This is a genomic window from Pseudomonas protegens (assembly GCF_003363755.1).
GTDB lineage: Bacteria > Pseudomonadota > Gammaproteobacteria > Pseudomonadales > Pseudomonadaceae > Aquipseudomonas > Aquipseudomonas danubii.
Genome location: NZ_CP031396.1, coordinates 2482039 through 2506932 on the forward strand (window position 1 = coordinate 2482039; position 24894 = coordinate 2506932).

The 24894-nt window shown below is 61.0% G+C and carries 20 protein-coding genes and 1 pseudogene; 19 read left to right on the plus strand and 2 right to left on the minus strand.

Going from position 1 to position 24894, the window contains the following annotated elements:
- The first annotated feature begins 288 nt into the window (after positions 1-288).
- The 15 genes and pseudogenes from dksA (at position 289) to DWF74_RS11065 (ending at position 20540) form a co-directional block, all read left to right on the plus strand.
- A complete protein-coding gene (gene dksA / locus DWF74_RS10995; protein ID WP_011063504.1) occupies positions 289-729 on the plus strand; it encodes an RNA polymerase-binding protein DksA in 441 nt (146 codons plus the stop codon).
- A gap of 140 nt (positions 730-869) precedes the next feature.
- Positions 870-1769 (plus strand): tRNA glutamyl-Q(34) synthetase GluQRS, encoded by a 900-nt coding sequence (gene gluQRS / locus DWF74_RS11000; protein ID WP_102865491.1) that lies wholly within the window; start codon positions 870-872, stop codon positions 1767-1769.
- A gap of 77 nt (positions 1770-1846) precedes the next feature.
- Complete coding sequence (locus DWF74_RS11005; RefSeq protein WP_003176118.1) at positions 1847-2023, plus strand: hypothetical protein; 177 nt, start codon at positions 1847-1849, stop codon at positions 2021-2023.
- Positions 2007-4961 carry a sensor histidine kinase gene (locus DWF74_RS11010; RefSeq protein WP_162884092.1) on the plus strand — a complete coding sequence of 985 codons (2955 nt, stop codon included), beginning with the start codon at positions 2007-2009 and terminating at the stop codon, positions 4959-4961. The genes DWF74_RS11005 and DWF74_RS11010 overlap by 17 nt, the downstream gene beginning before the upstream one ends.
- A gap of 22 nt (positions 4962-4983) precedes the next feature.
- A complete protein-coding gene (locus DWF74_RS11015) occupies positions 4984-6411 on the plus strand; it encodes a sigma-54-dependent transcriptional regulator (protein ID WP_102865489.1) in 1428 nt (475 codons plus the stop codon).
- Positions 6412-7156: 745 nt separating this feature from the next.
- Positions 7157-8554 (plus strand): polynucleotide adenylyltransferase PcnB, encoded by a 1398-nt coding sequence (locus DWF74_RS11020; RefSeq protein WP_115580950.1) that lies wholly within the window; start codon positions 7157-7159, stop codon positions 8552-8554.
- Between the two features lie 3 nt (positions 8555-8557).
- Positions 8558-9037: a 2-amino-4-hydroxy-6-hydroxymethyldihydropteridine diphosphokinase gene (gene folK / locus DWF74_RS11025; protein ID WP_115580951.1), complete on the plus strand. Its 480-nt coding sequence runs from the start codon at positions 8558-8560 to the stop codon at positions 9035-9037.
- Positions 9038-9432: 395 nt separating this feature from the next.
- The gene (gene panB, locus DWF74_RS11030) at positions 9433-10233 is read left to right on the plus strand and encodes a 3-methyl-2-oxobutanoate hydroxymethyltransferase (protein WP_115580952.1); all 801 of its coding nucleotides are present in this window, start codon (positions 9433-9435) and stop codon (positions 10231-10233) included.
- Positions 10230-11090, plus strand: a complete 861-nt coding sequence (gene panC / locus DWF74_RS11035; RefSeq protein WP_102865485.1) for a pantoate--beta-alanine ligase — start codon at positions 10230-10232, stop codon at positions 11088-11090. Before panB ends, panC begins: the two co-directional genes overlap by 4 nt.
- A 470-nt stretch (positions 11091-11560) precedes the next feature.
- On the plus strand, positions 11561-13225 hold the full coding sequence (gene pgi / locus DWF74_RS11040) for a glucose-6-phosphate isomerase (RefSeq protein WP_102882229.1): 1665 nt from the start codon (positions 11561-11563) through the stop codon (positions 13223-13225).
- A 130-nt stretch (positions 13226-13355) separates the two neighbouring features.
- A complete protein-coding gene (gene acs, locus DWF74_RS11045; RefSeq protein ID WP_115580953.1) occupies positions 13356-15293 on the plus strand; it encodes an acetate--CoA ligase in 1938 nt (645 codons plus the stop codon).
- A gap of 51 nt (positions 15294-15344) precedes the next feature.
- Positions 15345-16211: an oxygenase MpaB family protein gene (locus DWF74_RS11050; RefSeq protein ID WP_115580954.1), complete on the plus strand. Its 867-nt coding sequence runs from the start codon at positions 15345-15347 to the stop codon at positions 16209-16211.
- Between the two features lie 44 nt (positions 16212-16255).
- Positions 16256-16384, plus strand: a pseudogene (locus DWF74_RS11055) (acetyl-CoA C-acetyltransferase); the annotation flags it as partial.
- A 115-nt stretch (positions 16385-16499) separates the two neighbouring features.
- Complete coding sequence (locus DWF74_RS11060) at positions 16500-17516, plus strand: class I SAM-dependent rRNA methyltransferase (protein ID WP_115580955.1); 1017 nt, start codon at positions 16500-16502, stop codon at positions 17514-17516.
- Positions 17517-17621: 105 nt separating this feature from the next.
- The gene (locus tag DWF74_RS11065; protein ID WP_102865480.1) at positions 17622-20540 is read left to right on the plus strand and encodes a DUF748 domain-containing protein; all 2919 of its coding nucleotides are present in this window, start codon (positions 17622-17624) and stop codon (positions 20538-20540) included.
- A 185-nt stretch (positions 20541-20725) separates the two neighbouring features.
- On the opposite strand, the gene DWF74_RS11070 is transcribed toward DWF74_RS11065, so the two are convergent.
- Both DWF74_RS11070 and DWF74_RS11075 read right to left on the minus strand, forming a co-directional pair.
- Positions 20726-21082: a BON domain-containing protein gene (locus tag DWF74_RS11070; RefSeq protein WP_102865479.1), complete on the minus strand. Its 357-nt coding sequence runs from the start codon at positions 21080-21082 to the stop codon at positions 20726-20728.
- A gap of 239 nt (positions 21083-21321) precedes the next feature.
- A complete protein-coding gene (locus DWF74_RS11075) occupies positions 21322-21738 on the minus strand; it encodes a pilin (RefSeq protein ID WP_102882235.1) in 417 nt (138 codons plus the stop codon).
- Positions 21739-21963: 225 nt separating this feature from the next.
- Between DWF74_RS11075 and DWF74_RS11080 the strand changes: the two genes are divergently transcribed.
- From DWF74_RS11080 to yacG, 4 genes are read left to right on the plus strand one after another with little or no spacing between them, the layout of a single operon-like run.
- Positions 21964-23181 carry a type II secretion system F family protein gene (locus DWF74_RS11080; protein ID WP_115580956.1) on the plus strand — a complete coding sequence of 406 codons (1218 nt, stop codon included), beginning with the start codon at positions 21964-21966 and terminating at the stop codon, positions 23179-23181.
- A gap of 2 nt (positions 23182-23183) precedes the next feature.
- Positions 23184-24056 carry a prepilin peptidase gene (locus tag DWF74_RS11085; RefSeq protein ID WP_115580957.1) on the plus strand — a complete coding sequence of 291 codons (873 nt, stop codon included), beginning with the start codon at positions 23184-23186 and terminating at the stop codon, positions 24054-24056.
- Positions 24053-24676, plus strand: a complete 624-nt coding sequence (gene coaE, locus DWF74_RS11090) for a dephospho-CoA kinase (RefSeq protein WP_102865475.1) — start codon at positions 24053-24055, stop codon at positions 24674-24676. Before DWF74_RS11085 ends, coaE begins: the two co-directional genes overlap by 4 nt.
- Complete coding sequence (gene yacG, locus DWF74_RS11095) at positions 24673-24876, plus strand: DNA gyrase inhibitor YacG (protein ID WP_102865474.1); 204 nt, start codon at positions 24673-24675, stop codon at positions 24874-24876. Before coaE ends, yacG begins: the two co-directional genes overlap by 4 nt.
- Positions 24877-24894: the final 18 nt, after the last annotated feature.

The window sequence follows — 24894 nt, forward strand, 5'->3', positions numbered from 1 at the left end:
GAAGCTCGGGAGAACCCAACCCTATCCATGCGGTCTGTTGCCTTGCGCCAACTGGTGCAAACAGAAACCGCAGATTTGACTAAAATCAACGATTGAGCGGACCGATCTGCAAGCCATGCCAGAGTTTTCCCGTGTCTACGGACTGCGACTGGACACAGGCTCGACAACCGGGAGTAGCGCGCTCTGGTTTGATCTGGTAAGTTCGCCCGCTTGCAGCCGCAGGGCCGGCAAGTGTCGGAGATGGAGCAATCCTGCGCAATGGATTACAAGAGTAGAGGCGGTCCATTCATGCCCACCCAAGCAAAGCAACAGATTCAATCGATCAGCGGTTTTGAACCTTATGTTGAAACTGCGGGCGAAGAGTACATGGGCAAGCCCATGCGTGAGCACTTCACCAAGATCCTGAACAAGTGGAAACAGGACTTGATGCAGGAAGTCGACCGCACTGTTGATCACATGAAAGATGAAGCGGCCAACTTCCCTGACCCGGCCGACCGTGCCAGCCAGGAAGAAGAGTTCAGCCTTGAACTGCGCGCCCGTGATCGTGAGCGCAAGTTGATCAAGAAGATCGACAAGACCCTGCAGCTGATCGAAGACGAAGAATACGGCTGGTGTGAGTCCTGTGGTGTCGAGATCGGCATCCGCCGGCTGGAAGCCCGCCCAACCGCCGATATGTGCGTTGATTGCAAGACCCTGGCGGAAATCAAGGAAAAACAAGTCGGCAAGTAATCGCCGGCCTGAACCTGAAACGGAGCGTATACACGCTCCGTTTTCGTTTCCGCCTTGCGCTGTAGAAGCGAGCTCACTCGCGAAAGCAATCCCCCCGTTCCTGTCATCACTCCGGGGCCAGCCCCGATAGCATCCTGCCCATGACTGCCTCCACATCTCCTTCTTCATACATCGGACGCTTCGCCCCCACCCCCAGCGGCTACCTGCATTTCGGCTCGCTGGTTGCAGCCCTTGCCTCCTATCTGGATGCCCGAGCTGTCGGCGGCCGCTGGCTGGTGCGCATGGAAGACCTCGATCCGCCCCGCGAAGAACCCGGCGCCCAGGCAGCGATCCTCAAGGCCCTGGAATGCTACGGTTTCGAATGGGACGGTGACATGGTCCGTCAGAGCGAACGCCACACTGCCTATGCCGAGGTGCTCAACCGCTTGTTCAACCAGGGCCTGGCCTATGCCTGTACCTGTTCACGCAAACAGCTGGAGCCCTACCACGGCATCTACCCGGGCCTGTGCCGCAACCTCGGCCATGCCCGAGAGCATGCAGCGATCCGCCTGCGCGTGCCGGAGCTGGAGTACCGCTTCACCGACCGGGTCCAGGGCGAGTACCGCCAGCACCTGGGCCGGGACGTGGGGGACTTCGTGATCCAGCGCCGGGATGGCCTCTATGCTTATCAACTGGCCGTGGTGCTGGATGACGCGTGGCAAGGCATCACCGACATCGTCCGTGGTTCTGACCTGCTGGACTCCACACCGCGTCAGTTGTACTTGCAGGAATTGCTGGGGCTGCCTCAGCCGCGTTACCTGCATGTGCCGCTGATCACTCAGCCGGACGGCCACAAACTGGGCAAGTCCTACCGCTCGCCACCACTGAGCGAAGATCAGGCGCCGCCCTTGCTATTGCGAGCGCTGCGGGCCCTGGGGCAGACAGCGCCAAGCGAACTGGCCGATGCCAGCGTGGCAGAGATCATGCGCTGGGGTACTGCGCACTGGGATGCAAGCTTGATTCCACGCACACTGAGCGTGCCGGAAGCCCAATTGAGCTGACGCCCCTTGCAGCTTGGCGCCCATCCGTTACCATCGCCGCACGTTTTCGGGCACGCACACAATAAAGAGAGGCCGAGATGTACATCTATCGCTTGGTCCTGCTCCTGGTAGTGGGGATCTATCTGTTCTCCCCCGCCATCATGGATTGGTGGATCGATGCTACTGGCGCCTGGTATCGCCCGTATCTGCTCTGGCTGATTCTGATCGTCGTGACCTTCATCCTGCAGAGCCAAAAAGATGCCGATGAGCTTTAGCCTGACCCAGATGATCCTGATCAGCGCCGCCTACTTGCTGGTGCTGTTCGGGGTGGCCTGGATCAGTGAGCGCGGCATGATTCCGCGCTCGATCATTCGCCACCCGCTGACCTACACCCTGTCGTTGGGGGTCTATGCCAGCGCCTGGGCCTTCTACGGCACGGTGGGCCTGGCCTATCAGTACGGCTACGGGTTCCTCTCCAGCTACCTGGGGGTGTCCGGGGCCTTCCTGCTGGCGCCGGTGCTGCTCTATCCGATCCTGAAGATCACCCGCACCTATCAACTGTCATCCCTGGCGGACCTGTTCGCCTTCCGTTTCCGCAGCACCTGGGCCGGCGCCCTGACCACCATCTTCATGCTGGTGGGAGTCCTGCCCTTGCTGGCCCTGCAGATCCAGGCAGTGGCCGACTCGATCGGCATCCTCACCCATGAACCGGTGCAACATCGAGTAGCGCTGAGCTTCTGCGCGCTGATCACCCTGTTCACGATTTTCTTCGGTTCACGGCACATCGCTACCCGGGAGAAACATGAAGGCCTGGTGTTCGCCATTGCCTTCGAATCGGTGATCAAGCTGATCGCCATCGGCGGCGTCGGCCTGTACGCGCTGTATGGGGTCTTCGATGGTCCGCAACAGCTGGAACTCTGGCTGCTGCAGAACCAGACCGCCCTCGCCGCGCTGCACACTCCACTGCAAGAGGGCCCGTGGCGCACCCTGCTGCTGGTGTTCTTCGCCTCGGCGATCGTCATGCCGCACATGTACCACATGACCTTTACCGAAAACCTCAACCCCCGAGCCCTGGTCAGCGCCAGCTGGGGGCTACCGCTGTTCCTGCTGCTGATGAGCCTGGCGGTGCCGCTGATTCTCTGGGCTGGACTCAAGCTCGGCGCCACCACCAATCCGGAATATTTCACCCTGGGCATAGGTATCGCCGCCAACAGCCCAGCCCTAGCGCTACTGGCCTATGTCGGCGGGCTCTCGGCCGCCAGCGGCCTGATCATCGTCACCACGCTGGCCCTGTCGGGGATGGCCCTGAACCATCTGGTGCTGCCGCTTTACCAGCCCCCCGCAGAAGGCAACATCTATCGCTGGCTGAAGTGGACCCGTCGCGCCCTGATCGTCGCCATCATCATGGCCGGCTACGCCTTCTACCTGCTGCTTGGAGCCGAACAGGACCTGGCCAACCTGGGCATTGTCGCCTTCGTCGCTACCCTGCAATTTCTTCCCGGCGTGCTTTCGGTGTTGTACTGGCCGACCGCCAACCGTCGGGGCTTCATTGCCGGGCTGCTGGCGGGGATCCTGGTCTGGCTGGTGACCATGCTGCTGCCTCTGATCGGCAACCTGCAGGGTTTCTATATCCCGCTGCTGAACATGATCTACGTCCTCGACGACACGAGCTGGCACATGGCGGCCATCGCCTCGCTGGCAGCCAACGTACTGATGTTCACCCTGATTTCGCTGTTCACCAACGCCAGTACCGAGGAAACCAGCGCCGCCGAAGCCTGCGCCGTGGACAACGTGCGCCGACCGCAGCGCCGGGAACTGCATGCCGCCTCACCTCAGGAGTTCGCCACCCAACTGGCCAAGCCGCTGGGAGCCAAGGCCGCGCAAAAGGAAGTGGAGCAAGCCTTGCGCGACCTGTATCTGCCTTTTGACGAACGCCGCCCCTATGCCTTGCGGCGTCTGCGTGACCGTATCGAGGCCAACCTGTCCGGCCTGATGGGACCGAGTGTCGCCCAGGACATGGTGGAAACCTTCTTGCCCTACAAGGCCGGCGGAGAAAACTATGTCACCGAAGACATCCATTTCATCGAGAGCCGCCTTGAGGACTACCACTCACGCCTGACCGGCCTGGCCGCCGAGCTCGATGCCCTGCGCCGTTACCACCGACAAACCCTGCAGGAACTGCCCATGGGCGTCTGCTCCCTGGCCAAGGATCAGGAAATCCTCATGTGGAACAAGGCCATGGAGGAGTTGACCGGCATTCCCGCTCAGCATGTGGTGGGATCGCGCCTGAGCACCATCACCAATCCATGGAAAGACCTGCTGCAGGGCTTTATCAACTTGCCGGACGAGCACTTGCACAAGCAGCATCTGGCCCTCGACGGCCAGACTCGCTGGCTGAACCTGCACAAGGCGGCCATCGACGAGCCGTTGGCTCCGGGTAACAGCGGCCTGGTGTTACTGGTGGAAGACCTGACCGAAACCCAGACCCTGGAAGACAAGCTGGTGCACTCCGAACGCCTGGCCAGTATCGGACGCCTCGCTGCCGGGGTGGCTCACGAGATCGGCAATCCGATCACCGGCATCGCCTGTCTGGCGCAGAATCTGCGGGAGGAGCGTGAGGAAGACGGTGAGCTGACGGAAATCAGTGAGCAGATCCTCGAGCAGACCAAGCGCATTTCGCGCATCGTCCAATCACTGATGAGCTTTGCCCACGCCGGTAGCCATCAGCACAACGACGAAGCCGTCTGCCTGGCCGAAGTTGCCCAGGACGCCATTGGCCTCCTGGCCTTGAACCGGCGCAATTTCGAAGTGCAGTTCTTCAATCTGTGCGATCCCGACCACTGGGTCGATGGTGATCCGCAGCGGCTGGCGCAGGTACTGATCAACCTCCTGTCCAACGCCCGCGACGCCTCTCCTCCCGGCAGCGCGGTACGCGTCAAGAGCGAGGCTTTCGAACACACGGTCGATCTGATCGTGGAAGACGAAGGCAGCGGCATTCCCAAGAACATCATGGACCGATTGTTCGAACCGTTTTTCACCACCAAGGACCCTGGGGAAGGTACCGGACTGGGCCTTGCACTGGTCTATTCCATCGTTGAAGAGCATTATGGACAAATCACCATCGACAGCCCGGCCGATCCACAAAGCCAACGCGGCACCCGTATTCGGGTGACCTTACCGCGTCATGTCGAAGCGACGTCCGCTGTGAACTGAGACCGTCGAGAGAATTGAATCAATGCCGCATATTCTGATCGTCGAAGACGAAACCATTATCCGCTCCGCCCTTCGCCGCCTGCTGGAACGCAACCAGTACCAGGTCAGCGAAGCCGGCTCGGTGCAGGAAGCCCAGGAACGCTTCAGCATTCCCACATTCGACCTGATTGTCAGCGACCTGCGCTTGCCTGGCGCCCCCGGCACCGAACTGATCAAGCTCGGCCAGGGCACTCCTGTACTGATCATGACCAGTTACGCCAGCCTGCGCTCGGCTGTGGACTCAATGAAAATGGGTGCGGTGGACTACATCGCCAAACCTTTCGACCACGATGAAATGCTCCAGGCCGTGGCCCGGATTCTCCGCGACCGACAAAGCGCCGAGAACGCACCGGCAGATCGTCCAGCCACCAAGACGGGGAGCGTTGCGGACAAGGCCGGCGCCAGCAACCACAACGGCGAAATCGGCATCATCGGTTCCTGCCCGCCCATGCAGGACATGTACAGCAAGATCCGCAAGGTGGCGCCAACAGATTCGAATGTCCTGATCCAGGGCGAGTCCGGTACCGGCAAGGAACTGGTGGCCCGGGCACTGCACAACCTCTCCAAGCGGGCCAAGGCCCCCATGATCTCGGTGAACTGCGCGGCCATTCCGGAAACCCTGATCGAGTCCGAATTGTTCGGCCATGAGAAAGGCGCGTTCACCGGCGCCAGCGCCGGGCGTGCAGGCTTGGTGGAAGCGGCGGACGGCGGAACACTGTTCCTCGACGAAATCGGGGAGCTGCCACTGGAGGCCCAGGCGCGCCTGCTGCGGGTTCTGCAGGAAGGCGAGATCCGTCGCGTGGGGTCCGTGCAGTCGCAAAAAGTCGATGTCCGCCTGATTGCAGCGACTCACCGCGACTTGAAAAGCCTCTCGAAAATCGGCCAGTTCCGTGAGGACCTGTATTACCGCCTGCACGTGATTGCCCTGAAACTGCCCGCCTTGCGCGAGCGCGGCGCCGACGTCATTGAAATCGCCAATGCCTTCCTCGCCCGCCAGAGCGCACGCATAGGCCGCTCGGACCTGAAGTTCGCCGCCGACGCCGAACAGGCTATTCGCCATTATTCCTGGCCAGGAAACGTGCGTGAACTGGAGAACGCTGTAGAACGCGCGGTAATCCTGTGCGAAAGCCCGGAAATCTCCGCTGACCTGCTGGGGATTGATATCGAGCTGAGCGACCTCGAAGACGATGACTTCGTCGGCCTGCCAGCGCAACAGGGCAACACCAGTCACGAGCCCACCGAGGACCTGTCCCTGGAAGACTACTTCCAGCACTTTGTCCTCGAACACCAGGACCACATGACCGAGACCGAATTGGCACGCAAACTGGGCGTCAGCCGCAAATGCCTTTGGGAACGTCGCCAGCGCCTGGGCATCCCGCGGCGCAAAAGCGGGGTAGCCAGCGAAAGCTGAACCCAGGTTGACCCGAGTGTGGGTAACGCTCGACTTTGTGAAAAAAACTGTTACCTGTGTAATTGGACGTAACAAAAGCCGGGGCTAAAGGTAACGAAGCCCCGGTTTTTTTTGGCCTGAAAAACACCACCCGGCACGCCTAACCCCTTGTTTTACTGGGGATCGCAAAAGTTGGCACGGCAACTGCTATATGTTTAGTACAAGAACAATAACAAGCAATGCACAAGACAATAAAAATAAGACGAATCGACTCACGCATAATAAAAACAACACGGCGGAGGCGCAGCTAACTGATTCTTTTGGAGAGGCGTTGTATTTGGGGCATGCCCCACAACCAGGCCGAGAACAACAAAAACTGCCCTAAGGCAGAGCCTGAACTGGTTGGATCGAAAGGTCATTGCAACTCAGCGATCAAAGCAATCCGTTTGCTCTTGGCTCCCGATTGGGAGGGTCACTCTGGATAACCTCAGTGACAAGGGCGTTTAACAAAAACAAGAAGCCCGAAACCAATAATAAAAATAGAGCACGCACAACTCTTCTGGGGGAGCTTCGGCTCCCCTTGTGGTTTCCAGAATTCGCATTTCCCCCAAAAAACCTACGCCAGCCCTGCTAGATCGCACCTTTGCGCAGGCCTGCACAAGTCGCGGCAGCTTCCTACACCATCCTTCGACTAAATGCTAGAATCCCCGCCCATCATGCGGTCATTCTTCGTTTTGGCCGAACATTCCTTCAAACAGTGCATCCCATGCTGAAGAAGCTGTTCCAGTCATTCCGTTCTCCCTTGCGTCGTACGCAACATAAACGCAGCACCCCTGAAGTGCTCAATAGCAGCCAACATTCGCTGCAACGTGCCCAGTTCAGCCGGTATGCGGTAAATATCGTCGAACGCCTGCAGAACGCCGGCTACCAGGCGTATCTGGTGGGTGGCTGCGTGCGCGACATGCTGCTCAACATCACCCCGAAGGATTTCGACGTCGCCACCAGCGCTACACCGGAGCAGGTCAAGGCCGAGTTTCGTAACGCACGGATCATTGGCCGTCGTTTCAAACTGGTGCATATCCACTTCGGCCGCGAAATCATCGAGGTCGCGACTTTCCGCGCCAACCACCCGCAGAACGACGATGAGGAAGACAGCAATCAATCTTCCCGTAACGAAAGCGGGCGAATTCTGCGGGATAACGTCTACGGCACCCTTGAAGAAGACGCGCAACGCCGCGACTTCACCATCAACGCCCTGTATTACGACCCGGTCAGCGAACGCATCCTCGATTACGCCAATGGCGTACACGACATTCGCAACAATCTGATCCGCCTCATCGGCGACCCTCGGCAGCGCTACCAGGAAGACCCGGTGCGGATGCTGCGTGCCGTGCGATTCGCGGCAAAACTCAACTTCGGTATCGAAAAACACACCGCAACGCCGATCCGCGAACTGGCTCCCATGCTGCGGGAAATCCCTTCCGCACGTCTGTTCGAAGAAGTGCTCAAGCTGTTCCTCTCCGGCTATGCGGCCGACACCTTCGAAATGCTGGTGGACCTGCAACTCTTCGATCCATTGTTCCCAGCCAGCGCCGAAGCCCTGGAATACAACCCGACCTACACCCATACATTGATCAGTGAAGCCTTGATCAACACTGATTTGCGAATCAAGCAGAACAAGCCCGTGACTCCGGCCTTCCTGTTCGCCGCCCTGCTCTGGCCGGCCCTGCCCGCCCGGGTCCTGCGCCTGCAGGAGCGCGGCATGCCGCCAATCCCGGCCATGCAGGAAGCGGCCCACGAACTGATCGCCGAACAGTGCCAACGCATTGCCATTCCCAAGCGCTTCACCATGCCGATCCGCGAAATCTGGGACATGCAGGAACGGCTGCCACGGCGCAGCGGCAAGCGCGCCGACCAGTTGCTGGACAACCCGCGCTTCCGTGCCGGCTACGACTTCCTGCTGTTGCGTGAAAGCGCAGGTGAGCAGACTGACGGCCTGGGTGAATGGTGGACCGACTATCAGGACGCCAATGACTCCGAACGCCGCGACATGATCCGCGACCTGAGCGGCAAGGAAGAGGCCAGTGGCGCACCACGCAAACGTCGGCGCAGCAGCGGTGCCAAACGCAAGCGTGCAGGCAGCTCCAGCGCCTCAGGCGAGTAATGGATGGAACGCATCTACATTGGCATGGGCAGCAATCTGGCTGCCCCTGAAGAGCAACTGCGCAGCGCACTCGAGGCCTTGGCGCAGTTGCCCGCGAGCCACTTCCACGGCGTGTCGGCCTTCTATCAAAGCGATTCCCTGCTGCCCGGCCAACCGCGCTACACCAATGCCGTGGCGGCGCTGGACAGTGACCTGGAGCCCTTGGCACTGCTTGATGCGCTGCAGGCCATCGAAAACCAGCAAGGCCGAGAACGTCATGAACGCTGGGGCCCTCGCACCCTGGACCTGGACATCCTCCTGTTCGGCGACCGCCTGATTGACGAACCGCGCCTCAAAGTCCCTCATTACCATATGCAGGCCCGCCCCTTTGTCCTCTATCCCCTGGCGGAACTGGCCCCCGCTGAATTGCGACTGGCCGACGGACGCACCCTGCAGGAGCTGCTCGACGCCTGTCCATTTGTCGGCCTGGAACGGCTGAAATAACCGCTGAAACGCATCAGTAACGGCGGTAACACTCCCGGCGTAACAAGGCGGTAACACATCTAATTGACTTCCAGAGTCCTCATCACGACTATAGGCGTCCCGTTGCCGCCATCCCGGCGTTAAAGGGCGCAATTCAAGTGAGGCTTGTTCGCGGCGACCTCAGGAAACGCTAGGCCAAGACGCTTGTGCAACGGCGGTGGCACCCGCTGGTACACAGCCCCTTCTGGGCACAGAATAAGGCGTCCAACGCCACCAGCGCGAATCCCGGTACCGCTTTCAAATCGCTTGGAACCAGGCTGTATAAGCACGACAAAAGACCGTGCGCCTGAATAACGAAGAATCACGCGCGTTACTCGCAGTAGTTTCCAAAGCGCCTGAAATGAGGACCCCTTTTCATGCCAGACATCACTCTGACCACCCTGCAAAGCCTCAAGCAGAAAGGTGAAAAGATCACCATGCTGACCTGCTATGACGCCACCTTCGCCCACACCTGCTGTGAAGCCGGCGTCGAAGTCCTGCTGGTAGGCGACTCCCTGGGCATGGTGTTGCAAGGGCACGACAGCACACTGCCCGTGAGCAACGCCGATATGGCCTATCACGTCGCGGCGGTCAAACGCGGCAACAACGGCGCGTTGATCCTCGCCGACCTGCCCTTCATGTCCTATGCCACCCCCGAACAGGCCCTGAGCAGCTCGGCCCAGTTGATGCAGGCCGGGGCGCACATGGTCAAGATCGAAGGTGCCGCCTGGCTGGCCGAGTCGGTTCGCCTGCTGAACGAACGCGGCGTTCCGGTCTGCGTACACATGGGGCTGACCCCACAAACAGTGAATGTGCTGGGCGGCTACAAGGTCCAGGGGCGCAACGAGAGCCAGGCGCGGCAGATGCGGGCCGATGCCATTGCCCTGGAGCAGGCCGGTGCCGCCATGTTGCTGCTGGAATGCGTGCCCAGCGAGCTGGCGGCGGAAATCACTCAAGCGGTGAAAATCCCGGTGATTGGCATCGGTGCCGGCAGCGCCACCGACGGCCAGGTGCTGGTGCTCCACGACATGCTGGGCCTGTCTCTGAGCGGTCGCTCGCCCAAGTTCGTGAAGAACTTCATGGCCGGCAAAGACAGCATCCAGGCGGCGTTGAGTGCCTATGTCGACGCGGTCAAGGCCGTTACCTTCCCAGGCGCCGAACACGGGTTCTCTGCATGAATACAGTCAAAACCGTGCGCGAGTTGCGCGCTGCGGTCGCCCGTGCCCGCAGCGAAGGCAAGCGAATCGGCTTCGTCCCCACTATGGGCAACCTGCACAGCGGTCACGCCGCCCTGGTGGCCAAGGCCGCCCAGCGAGTGGATTTCGTGGTGGCCAGTATCTTCGTCAACCCGCTGCAGTTCGGCGCCGGCGAAGACCTCGACAAGTATCCGCGGACCCTGGCCGCCGACCAGGAGAAACTGCTCGAAGCCGGCTGCCATCTACTGTTCGCCCCCAGCGTCGAAGAGATGTACCCCGACGGCATGGCTGGACAGACCCGGGTCAGCGTGCCACAGCTCTCCGAAGGCCTGTGCGGCGCCAGCCGCCCTGGTCATTTCGAAGGCGTGGCCACGGTGGTCAGCAAGCTGTTCAACATGGTCCAGCCGGACCTTGCCGTGTTCGGCCAGAAGGACTACCAGCAGTTGGCGGTCATTCGTGCCCTGGTGCATGACCTGAACATGCCGATCCAGATCATCGGCGAGCCAACGGTGAGGGCCACCGACGGCCTGGCCCTGTCCTCGCGCAATGGCTACTTGAGCGCAGAGCAGCGCGCCATCGCCCCCGTGCTGTACCGCAGTCTGAGCCAAATCGCTCAGGCCATTCGGGATGGCGAGCGTGACTATCCGAGGCTACTGGCCGAGCAACAGCAGCAGCTCGAGGCGGCCGGCCTGCGACGGGACTACCTGGAAATCCGTCACGCGAAAAACCTGCGTCCCGCCACTGCCGAAGACCGTGACCTGGTGATTCTGGTGGCGGCTTATCTGGGCGCAACACGCTTGATCGACAACCTGCATCTGGACCTCGACACGCCGGCATGAACGCCTGATTGCCCGAACGCCAACCTTCGGGCAAACTGCCGCCGGCTGGGGCCTGCAGCTGATACTGCAGGTCCTGTTCGAGGATCCGACCCAGGAATTTCCTATGCGTGCCATCTTGCCCAGGGTGAAAGCGATCTGCTCAGTGTCAGACCACGCAGGCGGTAGATGCCCCCGGCAACGAGCGGAGCCACGAAACCATGGGGTCCCCGTTGAAGCCAGCCGATTCCAACCCCGTTTATTCCCGCTGAAAGCCCCCATGCAGCCCTGATTGGCCCCGCCAGTACAAAATAGTACCGGCCACAAGGCGCACAAAGCCAAGACAGAACAGCACGCTGGAGTTACTGTTATCGCCCTGGGTGATTAATCGAATCAGCACAGGACTGAAGGAACGAGGTCCTTGAGACCGCGCAGGACGTTCCGGGCTTCTCAGTGTCCAAAAAGGCAGTTCAAGCAAAAGGAAAACCGCAGCGATGGCGTACTACCGCACTCCTCACGACGTTACCGCTCTGCCCGCCTGGCAAGCGTTGAAAGACCACCGCCAAGCCATGCAGGATTTCAGCATGCGCGAGGCGTTCAATACCGATCCACAGCGCTTCAACCAATTTACCCTGAGCAGCTGCGGACTGTTTCTCGACTACTCGAAAAACCTGATCACCAGCCAGACCCGCGATCTGCTGGTGAATCTGGCCAAGGAAGTCGGTCTGGCCGATGCCATCAAGTCCATGGTGACCGGTGAGCTGGTCAACGCCTCCGAAGGCCGTCCGGCGCTGCACACTGCACTACGCCGTCCAGTGGGCGACAAGCTGTCGGTCAATGGCGTTAACGTGATGCCGGAAGTACACAAGGTACTGAACCAGATCACCGAGCTGGTCGGGCGCATCCACGACGGCCTGTGGCGCGGCTACACCGAGAAACCCATCACCGACGTGGTCAACATCGGTATCGGTGGCTCGTTCCTCGGCCCGGAGCTGGTGTCCGAGGCGCTGTTGTCCTATGCCCAGAAAGGCGTGCGCTGTCACTACCTGGCCAATATCGACGGTAGCGAGTTCCATGAGCTTTCGGCGAAAATCCGTGCAGAAACCACGCTATTCATCGTTTCTTCCAAGTCATTCAACACCCTCGAAACCCTGAAGAACGCTCAGGCGGCGCGGGCCTGGTACCTGGCCCAGGGCGGCTCCGAAGCCGAATTGCACCGCCACTTCATCGCCGTATCGAGCAACAACGCGGCCGCCGTGGCCTTCGGCATTCGTGAAGAGAACATTTTCCCAATGTGGGACTGGGTCGGTGGACGCTACTCGCTGTGGTCCGCCATCGGCTTGCCGATCGCACTGGCCATCGGCATGTCCAACTTCAAGGAACTGCTGTCCGGTGCCTACACCATGGACCAGCACTTCCAGAGCGCTCCGTTCGAGCAGAACATGCCGGTGCTGCTGGCCCTGCTGGGAGTGTGGTACGGCAACTTCTGGGGAGCGCAAAGTCACGCGATCCTGCCGTACGACCACTACCTGCGCAACATCACCAAGCACTTGCAGCAGTTGGACATGGAATCCAACGGCAAGAGCGTGCGCCAGGACGGTACCCCGGTGGCCACCGATACCGGCCCGGTGATCTGGGGCGGCGTAGGCTGCAACGGTCAGCACGCCTATCACCAGTTGCTGCACCAGGGCACCCAGCTGATTCCGGCCGACTTCATCGTGCCGATCGTTAGCTTCAATCCGGTGGCTGACCACCACCAGTGGCTGTACGCCAACTGCCTGTCCCAGAGCCAGGCGCTGATGCTGGGCAAGACCCGCGCCGAAGCCGAGAGCGAACTGCGCGAGAAAGGCATGAGCGAAGCCGATGTGGCAAAACTCGCGCCGCACAAGGTGATTCCCGGCAACCGTCCGAGCAACACCCTGGTGGTGGAACGCATCAGCCCGCGGCGCCTGGGCGCCCTGGTAGCGCTGTACGAACACAAGGTCTTCGTGCAAAGCGTGGTCTGGGGCATCAACGCCTTCGACCAGTGGGGCGTGGAGCTGGGCAAGGAACTGGGCAAAGGCGTCTACAACCGTCTGGTCGGTAGCGACGAAACCCTGGCCGACGATGCTTCGACCCAAGGCCTGATCAACTACTTCCGCGGCCGTCACCGCGGCTGATCAACCTTCTCTGTCCCGGGAGCCGCCACGTCGGCTCCCGTCCGGGCCCCGGCCCTCCCCCCCCCTTGAACCTTCCTGACACTTGTGCGCACCCTTATGGCTTGTCGCAAAACAAGAATAAGGAACCGTCATGTTCGATATCAGCACTTTTCCGAAAGCCGATGCCGTCCGCCGGGCGGCGCAAATGAGTCAGGACGACTACCACCACCTCTACCGCCAATCCATTGAGCAGCCAGATGTGTTCTGGGCCGAGCAGGCCAAGCGTTTCCTGCACTGGAGCAGCCCCTGGGACAGCGTGCACAGCCACGACATGCGCACCGGCGAGGCCAGCTGGTTCCGTGGCGGCCAACTCAACGTCAGCTACAACTGCATTGATCGTCATCTGGAAAAACGCGGCGATCAGGCAGCCATCATCTGGGAAGGCGATAACCCCGCCGACTCACAGCGCATCACCTACAAAGAACTTCACGGGCATGTCTGCCGCCTGGCCAACGTGCTGAAAAGCCGTGGCGTGAAAAAAGGCGACCGGGTGTGCATCTACATGCCGATGATTCCCGAAGTGGCCTACGCCATGCTCGCCTGCACCCGGATCGGTGCCGTGCATTCGGTGGTGTTCGGCGGCTTCTCCCCGGAGGCCCTGCGCGACCGGATTCTCAACGCCGACTGCCGCACCCTGATCACCGCCGACGAAGGCGTGCGCGGCGGCAAACAGATTCCCCTCAAGAGCAACGTCGACAAGGCCCTGCTCAGTTGCCCGGACGTCAGCAGCGTGGTGGTGGTCGAGCGCACCCGTCACCCGGTGAACTGGGTGGAGGGCCGCGACATTCACTACCAGCAGGCCGTAGCCGCGGCCAGCGACCAGTGCGCCCCCGAGCCGATGGACGCCGAAGACCCGCTGTTCATCCTCTATACCTCCGGCAGCACCGGCAAACCCAAAGGCGTTCTGCATACCACCGGCGGCTACCTGCTACAGGCCGCCATGACCTTCAAGTACGTACTGGACTACCGCGACGGCGAGGTCTTCTGGTGCACCGCCGACGTCGGCTGGGTCACCGGCCACAGCTATATCCTCTACGGCCCCTTGGCCAACGGTGCCACCACGCTGATCTTCGAAGGCGTGCCCAACTACCCCAGCACCTCGCGTTTCTGGGAGGTGGTGGACAAGCACCAGGTGAACATCTTCTACACCGCCCCCACCGCCCTGCGGGCCCTGATGCGCGAAGGCAACGACCCCGTGCAACGCACCTCCCGCAGCAGCCTGCGGCTCCTGGGCAGTGTTGGCGAACCGATCAACCCGGAAGCCTGGGAGTGGTATTTCAATGTCGTGGGCGAGCAGCGCTGCCCGATTGTCGATACCTGGTGGCAGACCGAGACCGGCGGCATCATGCTCAGCCCCCTGGTCAGCGCCCGACAGGTCAAACCCGGCTGCGCCTCGACGCCGATGTTCGGTGTACAACCCGTGTTGCTGGACGACCAGGGCAAGGAAATCCAAGGTGCCGGCAGCGGCATCCTGGCGATCAAGGCCAGTTGGCCGGCACAGATACGCAGCGTCTACGGCGATCCCAAGCGCATGATCGAAACCTACTTCGCGCCTTACCCCGGCTACTACTTCACCGGTGACGGCGCGCGCCGGGACGAGGACGGCAGCTATTGGATCACCGGACGCATCGACGACGTGATCAACGTCTCCGGGCACCGCATCGGCACCGCCGAAGTGGAAAGCGCCCTGGTGCTTCACGACGACATCGCCGAGGCGGCCGTGGTCGGTTACCCCCACGACCTCAAGGGCCAGGGGATCTATGCCTTTGTCACGCCCATGCAAGGCATCGAACCCGACGAGGAACTGAAAAGGCAACTGCTGGCCCTGGTCAGCCGTGAAATCGGCAGCTTTGCCAAACCGGAGCTGATCCAGTGGGCCCCGGCCCTGCCGAAAACTCGCTCGGGCAAGATCATGCGGCGTATCCTGCGCAAGATCGCCTGCAACGAACTGGAGACCTTGGGGGATACCTCGACGCTGGCGGACCCCAGTGTGGTGGAAGGCCTGATCGACAAGCGCCTGAACGCTTGAAACCGGCGCGGCCACGGCCGCGCCTTTTTTCACTACCCGCACCGAGCTGTCATGGAATTCATTCGCAGCCGTATCGAAAGCCAAGTCATGAGCTTGTCTGGCCTCTCCCTGGGGCAACTCGACCTGGAGCATCCCAAGGGCGACCCCGGCCTGTTCGGGCCGGGCTCGGTCAGTTGGCAGGTACACGCCGATTTCAGCAGCATGCTGATCGGCGGCATCAGTGCCTTGCTGATGCAAGCCCTGCACCCCCTGGCCCTGGCCGGGGTCTGGGACCACTCGAACTTTCGCCAGGACATGATCGGCCGCCTGCGCCGCACCGGCCAGTTCATTTCCGGCACCACCTTCGGCTCCCGTCAGGACGCCGAATGGCTGATCGAAAAAGTACGTACTATTCACCTGCATATCGTGGGCACCGCTCCTGACGGCCGTCCTTACGCCGCCAGCGATCCAGACCTGCTGACCTGGGTGCATGTGGCGGAAGTCAGCAACTTTCTCGCCGCCCACCTGCGTTACCTCAACCCTCGCCTGTCAGGGGCAGACCAGGACCGCTACTACAACGAGATCGCGCTGATCGCCGAACGTCTCGGCGCCCGGGATGTGCCCCGCTCGCGGCGGGCGGTGGCCGACTACCTGCAGGCCATGCGTCCGCAACTGCTGTGCGACGATCGCAGTCGCGAGGTTCTGCGCCTGCTACAGGCGGCTCCAGCTCCCAGTCGCCTGGCCAAACCTTTTGGCTCATTGATGATGCAGGCCGGTATCGACCTGCTGCCGGACTGGGCCAGCTCCATGCTTGACGTCAATCAGAACCCGCTGCAACGCCAGCTGATTCGAGCCAGCGTCAAACGCAGTACGCCGATGCTGCGCTGGGCGGTGCGGGACAGTTCGGTGCATCGAGCGAAACGACGCATGGGTCTGTAGAAGAAGACCGCTCATGCACAACACGCCCGGACAGTTCGCAATTGGCCGACCAGCCCCACGCCGTACCCAACATGACCCTGAACAAAGTCTGCGGCTCTGCCCTCAAGGCCTTGCACTTGAGCGCCCAGGCCATTGGCTGCGGCGATGCCAAAGTGATCATCGGCGGCGGCCAGGGCGTGGCATTGGCCATAGAGTCCGAGAGATCGCCTTCGCCAGCACTTGGCTCCTACAACGGGCAGGAGGCTGGTAAACTGCGGCGCCTTATTCCTCTTCTCCAAGGCGCCCTGCATGTCTTCCTTGAATCAGGCGCTGCGCGCCGCCCTCGATCACCGTCAAGACCTGCTCGCCGAACTGCACCAGCAAGGCACCGACTGCTATCGCCTGTTCCACGGCAGCCAGGAAGGCGCCGGTGGCCTGACCGTCGACCGTTATGGGCCGCAGTTGCTGGTACAGAGCTTTCACCAAACGCTGGAACGCGATGCCCTGCTGCAATTGCACGAGACCATCAATCAACAGCTGAACCTGTCGAGCCTGCTGGTCTACAACGATCGCTCCCGCGGCAACTCGCGTATCGACCGTGAAGACTCGGTATACCGCGCCGACGACAGTGCCCTGGAGGATCTGGTCGGCCACGAATGGGGGTTGAATTATCGTGTCCGCGGCCGTCATGCCGGGCAGGACCCGTTGCTGTTTCTCGATCTGCGCAACGCTCGCGGCTGGGTCAAGCAGCACAGTGCCGGGAAAAGCGTGCTCAATCTCTTCGCCTATACCTGCGGTGTCGGCCTCTGCGCTGCGGCCGGAGGCGCCCGGGAGGTCCTCAACCTGGACTTCGCCGAAGGCAACCTGGCGGTAGGCCGGGAAAACGGCCAGCTCAACCCGCAGCTACCCGGCATGCAGTTCGTGCAGTCGGACTACTTCCCAGCAATCCGCCAACTGGCGGGCCTGCCCATCAGTCAGCGACGTGGACAGAAGCTCCCCAGCTATCCGCGTCTTGAACAACGCCAATACGATCTGGTCTTGCTGGACCCTCCGGCCTGGGCCAAGAGTGCCTTCGGCACCGTCGACCTGCTGCGCGATTATCAGAGCCTGCTGAAGCCGGCGCTGCTGGCCACTGCCGAAGAGGGTGTGCTGATCTGCTGTAACAACCTGGCCAAGGTGTCGTTGCAGGACTGGCGAGAACAAGTGCTGCGCTGCGCCGAGAAAGCCGGGCGGCCAGTACGCGATTGCCAGGTCCTTGCCCCTGCTGCGGACTTCCCTTCCCAGGACGGACAACCGCCGCTGAAAACACTGATCCTGCAACTTTGATCAGGGGCAAAAAATCTGAACAATCCTGAAGACTGCGATGGTTTCGGAACCGTAAACGCGTGCCATACTCCAAGGCACTTCCGATCCAGATAGATGAAGCCTCGCATGACCAAAGGATTGATTCGCGCTCTCTGCGCCTTGTTGACCGCTCTCGCCCTTTACAGTCTGCTGGGCTTTCTGATTTTGCCGGGCATCGCCTTGCGGGTGGCCAACCAGCAACTGGCCAACTACGCCACGACCCCGGCCCATATCCAGCGTATCGAACTCAACCCCTTCAGCCTGGAACTGACCCTCTGGGGCCTGAGCGTCGGCGAACCGGGCAAGGAACAGATTGCCTTCCAGCGCCTCTACGCCAATCTGCAATTGGACAGTCTGTGGAAACGCGCTCTGCATCTGGCGGACATCGAACTGGACCAGCCCAAGACCGAGATCCTCTTCGACAAGGAAGGCAAGCTCAACCTCCTGGCCCTGTTCAAGCTGCCTGCCAGCGAACCGACCCCGAGCGATCCCGACGCCAAGCCATTTCCCGTTCGCATTGAACGCATCAAGCTGGCGGGCGGCTATCTGCACTTCAAGGACCTGCGCCCCAGCGAGCCCATCGAGTTTCTCTACAACAAGCTCGACTTTGAACTGAAGAACCTCAGCACCCTGCCGGATGACAGCGCCGACATGACCCTGATGGCCACCGGCCCGGAAGGTGGACAGATCGACTGGAGCGGCAACTTCAGCGTGACCCCGCTGGCTTCCGAAGGCACCTTGAAAGTCACCGACGGCAAGATGAAAGCCTGGTGGCCCTATGTACGTGACGCCGTGCCGCTGGTGCTGGAAGACGGCGTGGTCAACCTCAGCACCCACTATAAATTCAGCCTGACCAAGGAAACCGAACTGCTGCTGGACAACACCTCCATCAGCGTTGCGCCATTCGCCATCAAAGCCCCGGACGGTCGCCCGCTAGCGCGCCTGGAGCGCCTGGACATCAGCGAAGCGACGGTGGACCTGGCCAAGCAGCACGTCATAGTCGGCAAGATCCGCAGCCAGAAACTGGAGACCTGGGCCGCCCTTGAAGCCGATGGCCAACTGGACTGGCAAAAGCTCTTCGCCAGCCAACCCGCCAAGCCGGCAGCCAAGCCTCAGCCAGCCACAGCCGATACCCCCAAGGAACCCGCAGTCCCCAGCAAGCCCTGGCAGGTACTGCTCAAGGATGTGGAACTGCGCAACTATCAGGTGCACCTGGCCGACCGCCAAGCCAAACCGGCCGTGGCGCTGGACGTTGGCCCGCTGAACCTGGATCTGAAAAACTTCGACAGCCTCAACCAGTCGCCTTTCACCCTAAAGCTCGATACCGGCCTGGGTAAACAAGGCAAGGTCAGCGCCACCGGCGAAGTCAATCTCAACCCCATCACCGCCAAGCTCAAGGTGCAGACCAAGGACATCGACCTGCGGGTCGCCCAGTCCTACATCAGCCCGTTCATTCGCCTGGAACTGCGCAGCGGCATGCTCGGCAGCGACCTGGCAGTGGACCTGAAGAAAGTCGAACCGTTGACCTTCAGCATCACCGGCCGGGCCGAAGTGGATCAGTTGCACACCCTGGACACCCTCAAGACCCGCGACTTCGTGAAGTGGAAACAAGTGGTGGTGGAGGGCCTGAACTATCAGCACGGTGACAGCCTGACCATCAGCCAGGTCAACCTGATGCAGCCTTATGCGCGCTTCATCATCAACGATGACCGCACCACCAATATCGACGACCTGCTGATTCCACAACCTGCAGGCGGCAGCAGCAAATCCTCGGGCAAGCCCGCCCCAAGTTCCAGCAAGCCACTGGGTATTCACATTGGTAAAATCGCCATCAACGATGGTTCGGCCAACTTCGCCGACCTGAGCCTGACACCAAACTTCGCCACGGCAGTCCAGCAACTCAACGGGCATATCGGCACCATCGACAGCCGCCAGGCCAAGCCGGCGGAAGTCGACGTCAAGGGCAAGGTCGACCGCTACGCTCCAGTGACCATCAAGGGCAGCGTCAACCCCTTCGATCCAATGGCCGCACTGGATATCGCCACCAGCTTCAAGCGAGTGGAGTTGACCACCCTGACGCCCTATTCCGGAAAATTTGCCGGTTTTCGTATTCGCAAGGGCCGACTCAACCTCGACTTGCACTACATGATCACCAAGGGCCAGCTCAAGGCCGAGAACAAACTGGTGGTCGAACAACTGCAACTGGGTGAAAAGGTCGACAGCCCAGACGCCGTAGACCTGCCAATTCGCCTGGCCGTGGCCCTGCTGAAAGACACCGACGGCAAGATTTCCATCGAGTTGCCAATTTCCGGCGACCTCAACAACCCACAGTTCAGCGTGATGCCAATCGTCTGGCAGACCCTGCGCAACCTGGTGCTGCGAGCAGCCCAGGCCCCCTTCAAGTTCATTGGCGGCCTGGTCACCGGCGGCGACTCTGAAGACCTGAGCAGTGTGTCTTTCGCGCCTGGCTCCAGCGAACTGAGCAAAGAGTCCGAGTCAGCCCTCACCACCCTGGCCAAGGCCCTCAAGGAGCGTCCGACCTTGCGCCTGGAGATCGAAGGCACCAGCGCCCAGAGCAGCGATGGTCCGCTGATCGCCGAACAGCGTCTGGAGCGCGAGTACCAGTACAACTACTACAAGATCCTGCAACGGCGCGGCGACAAGGTGCCGGCCCAGGCGTCCTTGCTGCAGGTTCCCGAGGGCGAGAAAGCGCCATTGCTGGAAGGCATTTACCGCACCCGCCTGAAACAGCAACCTCCGGCCGAATGGACCCAGCTCAGCCGCGACGAGCGCAGTGCCAAACTGCGTGAGGGGCTGATCAAGTTCTGGAGCGGCAGTGACGTGTTGCTGCGCCAACTGGGCCAGGAACGGGCCAGCAGCATCAAGGACTTCCTGGTGGACAAGGGCCAATTGGCCGATGACCGGGTCTACTTCATCGATGCCAACCTCGGCCAGGCCGAAAGCGACGGCAAGGTGATCACTCCGCTGCACCTGGACAGCGAGTAAGGCCCGCGCCGGCCTCAAGCAGCGCCACTTCCCCGCCCAATAGAACAGGCCCCGACACAAAGTGCCAGGGCCTGTAATGATCACATCCTTGTGATCTTCCGCATGAACCTTTGAAAGCAGCGGCAGACGTATCGCTTGGCTCGTCTACCGCGCCCTCTCCCTGTCCAGGCGAGAAGCTTGGAGTCTTACTCGGCTTTCAGGCCGTCGGCAGAGACCGCTTGAACGCCCTTGATTTTCTTGGTGATTGCCACTGCTGTGGCTTTCTGCGCCTCGGTAATGGCAACAGTGGACGACAGCGAGACGACGCCCTTGTTGGTTTCAACCTTGATGTCGGTGCCAGGAATGCCTTTCTCGGTTACCAGATCGCTTTTCACTTTGGTGGTGATCCAGGTATCGGAGGTGGCCTCTTTGGCCTTGGTCACTTCACCGGCAGCCACGACCATAGGCGACTGGGTGCTTTGAGTGGTCTGCGCAAATGCTGCGTTGGACATGGTCAGGGTCAGAGCGGTAGCAGTTGCAGCAGCGATAGCGAACTTCTTCATACGAGTAACTCCTGTTCTTTTAGAAAGCCTGCGCCGTGTCCTGGCAACAGGGTTATGAGGGATATTGCAGGTGCTGTGCCAAGTCCAGACAACATAAAAACCCCATAAAAAACAATAAGTTACAGATAAGGCGAAGAATCAGCATCATGCAAAATGCATGACCACACAACAATCTGCATGCAAGTTGCGGCTTTTTTCGACGCAGTTCATCAAGCCCACACCCAACAGCCTGCCAGGACTCAGGTGTCGTGCGCGGCACAGCCCTTGGGCGCATAGTCGGCCTCCACTGTGGTGTTGCACGTCCATCCCGAAGCTGGCGAACGGCTCAGTACCAGAGTCTTGTTCAACACTGCCCCCGGAGCATTGAGGAGGGTACAGCCGATACTGCCTTCACCGGTGGCGGCAGTGCCCTCGGCGCTCATTCGGCAGTTCAACGTCAAGGGCGTGCCACCGGCGAGGGCCAGAGTTGGGTCGATTCCCTGATTAAGCAGGTCCTCGATATTGACCTTCAGCGCTGACGCCTCGGCCAACGCGGCCATCATCTTGGCCCGCACCTGGTACTTGGAATACAGCGGCATCGCCACTGTGGCGAGAATGCCGATGATGGCCACCACCACCAGCAATTCGATCAGGGTAAAAGCGGATTGATGTTTCATGAGTTGCCTCCTGGCAAGAATGCTCCGTGGGTAATCAGCAAGGCTTGAAGCATGCCCTGTGCCAAGCTCAACCCCACGGAATTCAAGGCCTGCAGCACTGATAGCCGATGACCTTGAGTACGAGGAGTTGCACAAACTGACAAATTTCGTCATCTAGCGCCCCTATGCGTCAGGTGCCCGGCGGCTAGGCTTCAAGAAGCTCACCCCTGCATCAAGGATTGAACCATGGCGGTAAAAGCACCTGTGGCCAGCGTCTATCTCTGGCAAGGCACCGACGGCCAGGGCCACAAGTTGGCCGGCGAGCTGAGCGCTGCAAACCCGGCGCTGATCCGAGCTCAGCTGCGCAGGCAAGGCATCACTCCAACCCGGGTACGCCGCAAGCCTAGGGCCTGGCTCCGATCGGGCCAACGGATCAAGGCACGGGAGATCGCCCTGTTCACCCGGCAACTGGCAACCCTGATGCAGGCCGGAGTGCCACTGCTGCAAGCCTTCGAAATCATTGCCGAGAGCTTCGTCCAACCGCTGATGCGCCAACTGCTGGCCAGCCTCAAACGCGACATCGAGGCAGGCTCCAGCCTGGCCACGGCGCTGCGCCGACATCCGCGCCACTTTGACGAGCTGTACTGCAATCTGGTGGAGGCCGGCGAACAGTCCGGCGCCCTGGATACCCTGCTGGAACGGGTCGCCACCCATAGGGAAAAAAGCGAGAACCTCAAGGCCCGGGTAAAAAAGGCCATGGTCTATCCCGTGGCGGTGATCGGCGTGGCCGTCCTGGTCAGCAGCATCCTACTGATCAAGGTAGTTCCCCAGTTCCAGAGCCTGTTCGCCGGGTTCAACGCCCAATTGCCGCTACTGACCCAATGGGTCATCACCCTTTCCCATGTCATCCAGAACCACGGCGGATGGTTGCTCAGCGCCGGCCTGCTGATGGGAGTAGGGATCAGGCAGGCTTATCGGCGCTCGGAGCGCCTGCGGGACCGTGTGGATCAGGGACTGCTACGCCTGCCCTTGGCCGGCCCGCTGCTGTACAAGGCCGCAGTGGCCCGCTACGCCCGTACGCTGGCCACCACCTTCGCGGCTGGCGTGCCTCTGGTCCAGGCCCTGGATTCAGTGGCCGGAGCCAGCGGCAACAAGGTCTTCAGGCAAGCGGTGGAACGCATCCGCCAACAAGTGGCCAGTGGCATGCAACTGAACTTTGCCATGCGCGCCAGCGGCGTCTTCCCTACTATGGCGATCCAGATGACCGCCATCGGTGAAGAATCCGGAATGCTGGATCATCTGCTGGAAAAAGTCGCAGCACATTATGAGGTCGAGGTGGACCACCTGGTCGACAGCCTGACCAGCCTCATGGAGCCGTTGATCATGGTCATCCTGGGCAGTATCGTCGGCGCCCTGGTGGTTGCCATGTACCTGCCCATCTTTCAACTCGGCACAGCGATCTAAACATGTCCTTGACTGAAGCCATGACCCTTTACCCCCTGGCCTTCGTGACTGCGGCCCTGGTACTAGGGCTGCTCGTAGGCAGTTTTCTGAACGTGCTGGTGTGGCGCCTGCCGAAAATGCTTGAACGCGATTGGCGGGCTCAAGCCCACGAAGTGCTGGGACTGCCCCCGGAGCCTGTGGCGGCGCCCTACAACCTGCTGCTGCCCCACTCCCAATGCCCCCACTGCGCACAACCGATCCGCCCCTGGCAAAACATTCCCCTGCTCAGCTATCTGTGGCTGCGGGGTCGTTGCGCCCACTGCAGGACCGTCATCAGCCGGCGCTACCCACTAACCGAACTGGCTTGCGGGCTGATCTCGGCGTACGTCGCCTGGCACTTCGGTTTTGGCTGGCCCGCGGGCCTGCTGCTGATCCTCAGTTGGGGGTTACTGGCCATGAGCCTGATCGATGCCGATCACCAACTGCTGCCAGACGTGCTGGTGTTGCCACTGCTGTGGCTGGGACTGATTGCCAACAGCTTCGAGGTACTGGTGAGCCTGGAGGACGCCCTGTGGGGCGCGGTACTCGGCTATCTGTGCCTGTGGTCAGTGTTCTGGCTGTTCAAATTGCTGACCGGCAAGGACGGCATGGGCCACGGCGACTTCAAGCTGCTAGCGATGCTTGGCGCCTGGGGCGGCTGGCAAATCCTGCCGCTGACCTTGCTCCTGTCCTCTCTGGTGGGAGCGATTCTCGGCACTGTCATGCTGCGCCTGAACCGGGCCAAGACCTCGACGCCCATCCCCTTCGGCCCCTTTCTGGCCATTGCCGGCTGGATTGCCTTGCTCTGGGGTGGTCAAATGACCGACTTCTATTTGCAGTTTGTCGGTTTCCAATGACTCGCTCCGTAAACACACCCTGGACCCTCGGCCTCACCGGCGGTATTGGCAGCGGCAAAAGCGCTGCCGCCCAGCACTTCATCGACCTGGGCGTGCATGTGATCGATGCCGATCACGCCGCTCGCTGGGTGGTGGAACCGGGCCGCCCGGCCTTGGAACAGATTGCCCAGCACTTTGGTGACAGCGTGCTGCAGGCCGACGGCCAACTGGATCGCGCGGCACTGCGCAAGTTGATCTTCGAAGTCCCCGAACAGCGTCGCTGGCTGGAGGCGCTATTACACCCGCTGATTGCCGAGGAGATCGTCAGCCATCTGGCCCGTGCCGAATCGCCTTACGCGATCCTGGTGTCGCCACTGCTGATCGAGTCAGGCCAGTTCCGGATGACCCAACGGATTCTGGTGATCGATGTGCCGCAACAATTGCAGATCGAACGCACCTTGCAGCGCGACCAGATCAGCGAACAGCAGGTCCAGGCGATTCTCCAGGCCCAGGCCAGCCGCGAGGAGCGCCTGCGTCACGCCGACGATGTGCTGGTCAACGACCGCGATCACGCCTGGTTGCGCAGCGAGGTCGAACGCCTGCATCACTTTTACCTAACTTTGCGTGGAGGCCAGTCATGAGCCAACCCCTGACCGTCGAATGCCCAACCTGTGGCGCCCCCGTGGAATGGACCGCGACCAACACCAACCGGCCGTTCTGTTCCGACCGTTGCAAATTGATCGACCTGGGGGCCTGGGCCGCCGAGGAACACAAGATTCCAGTGAGCCCGGATGCCGAGGACGAACTGTTCTCGGAGGAACTGCCGCCCCGCGCTCACTGAGTGCTCGAACCGACGCCG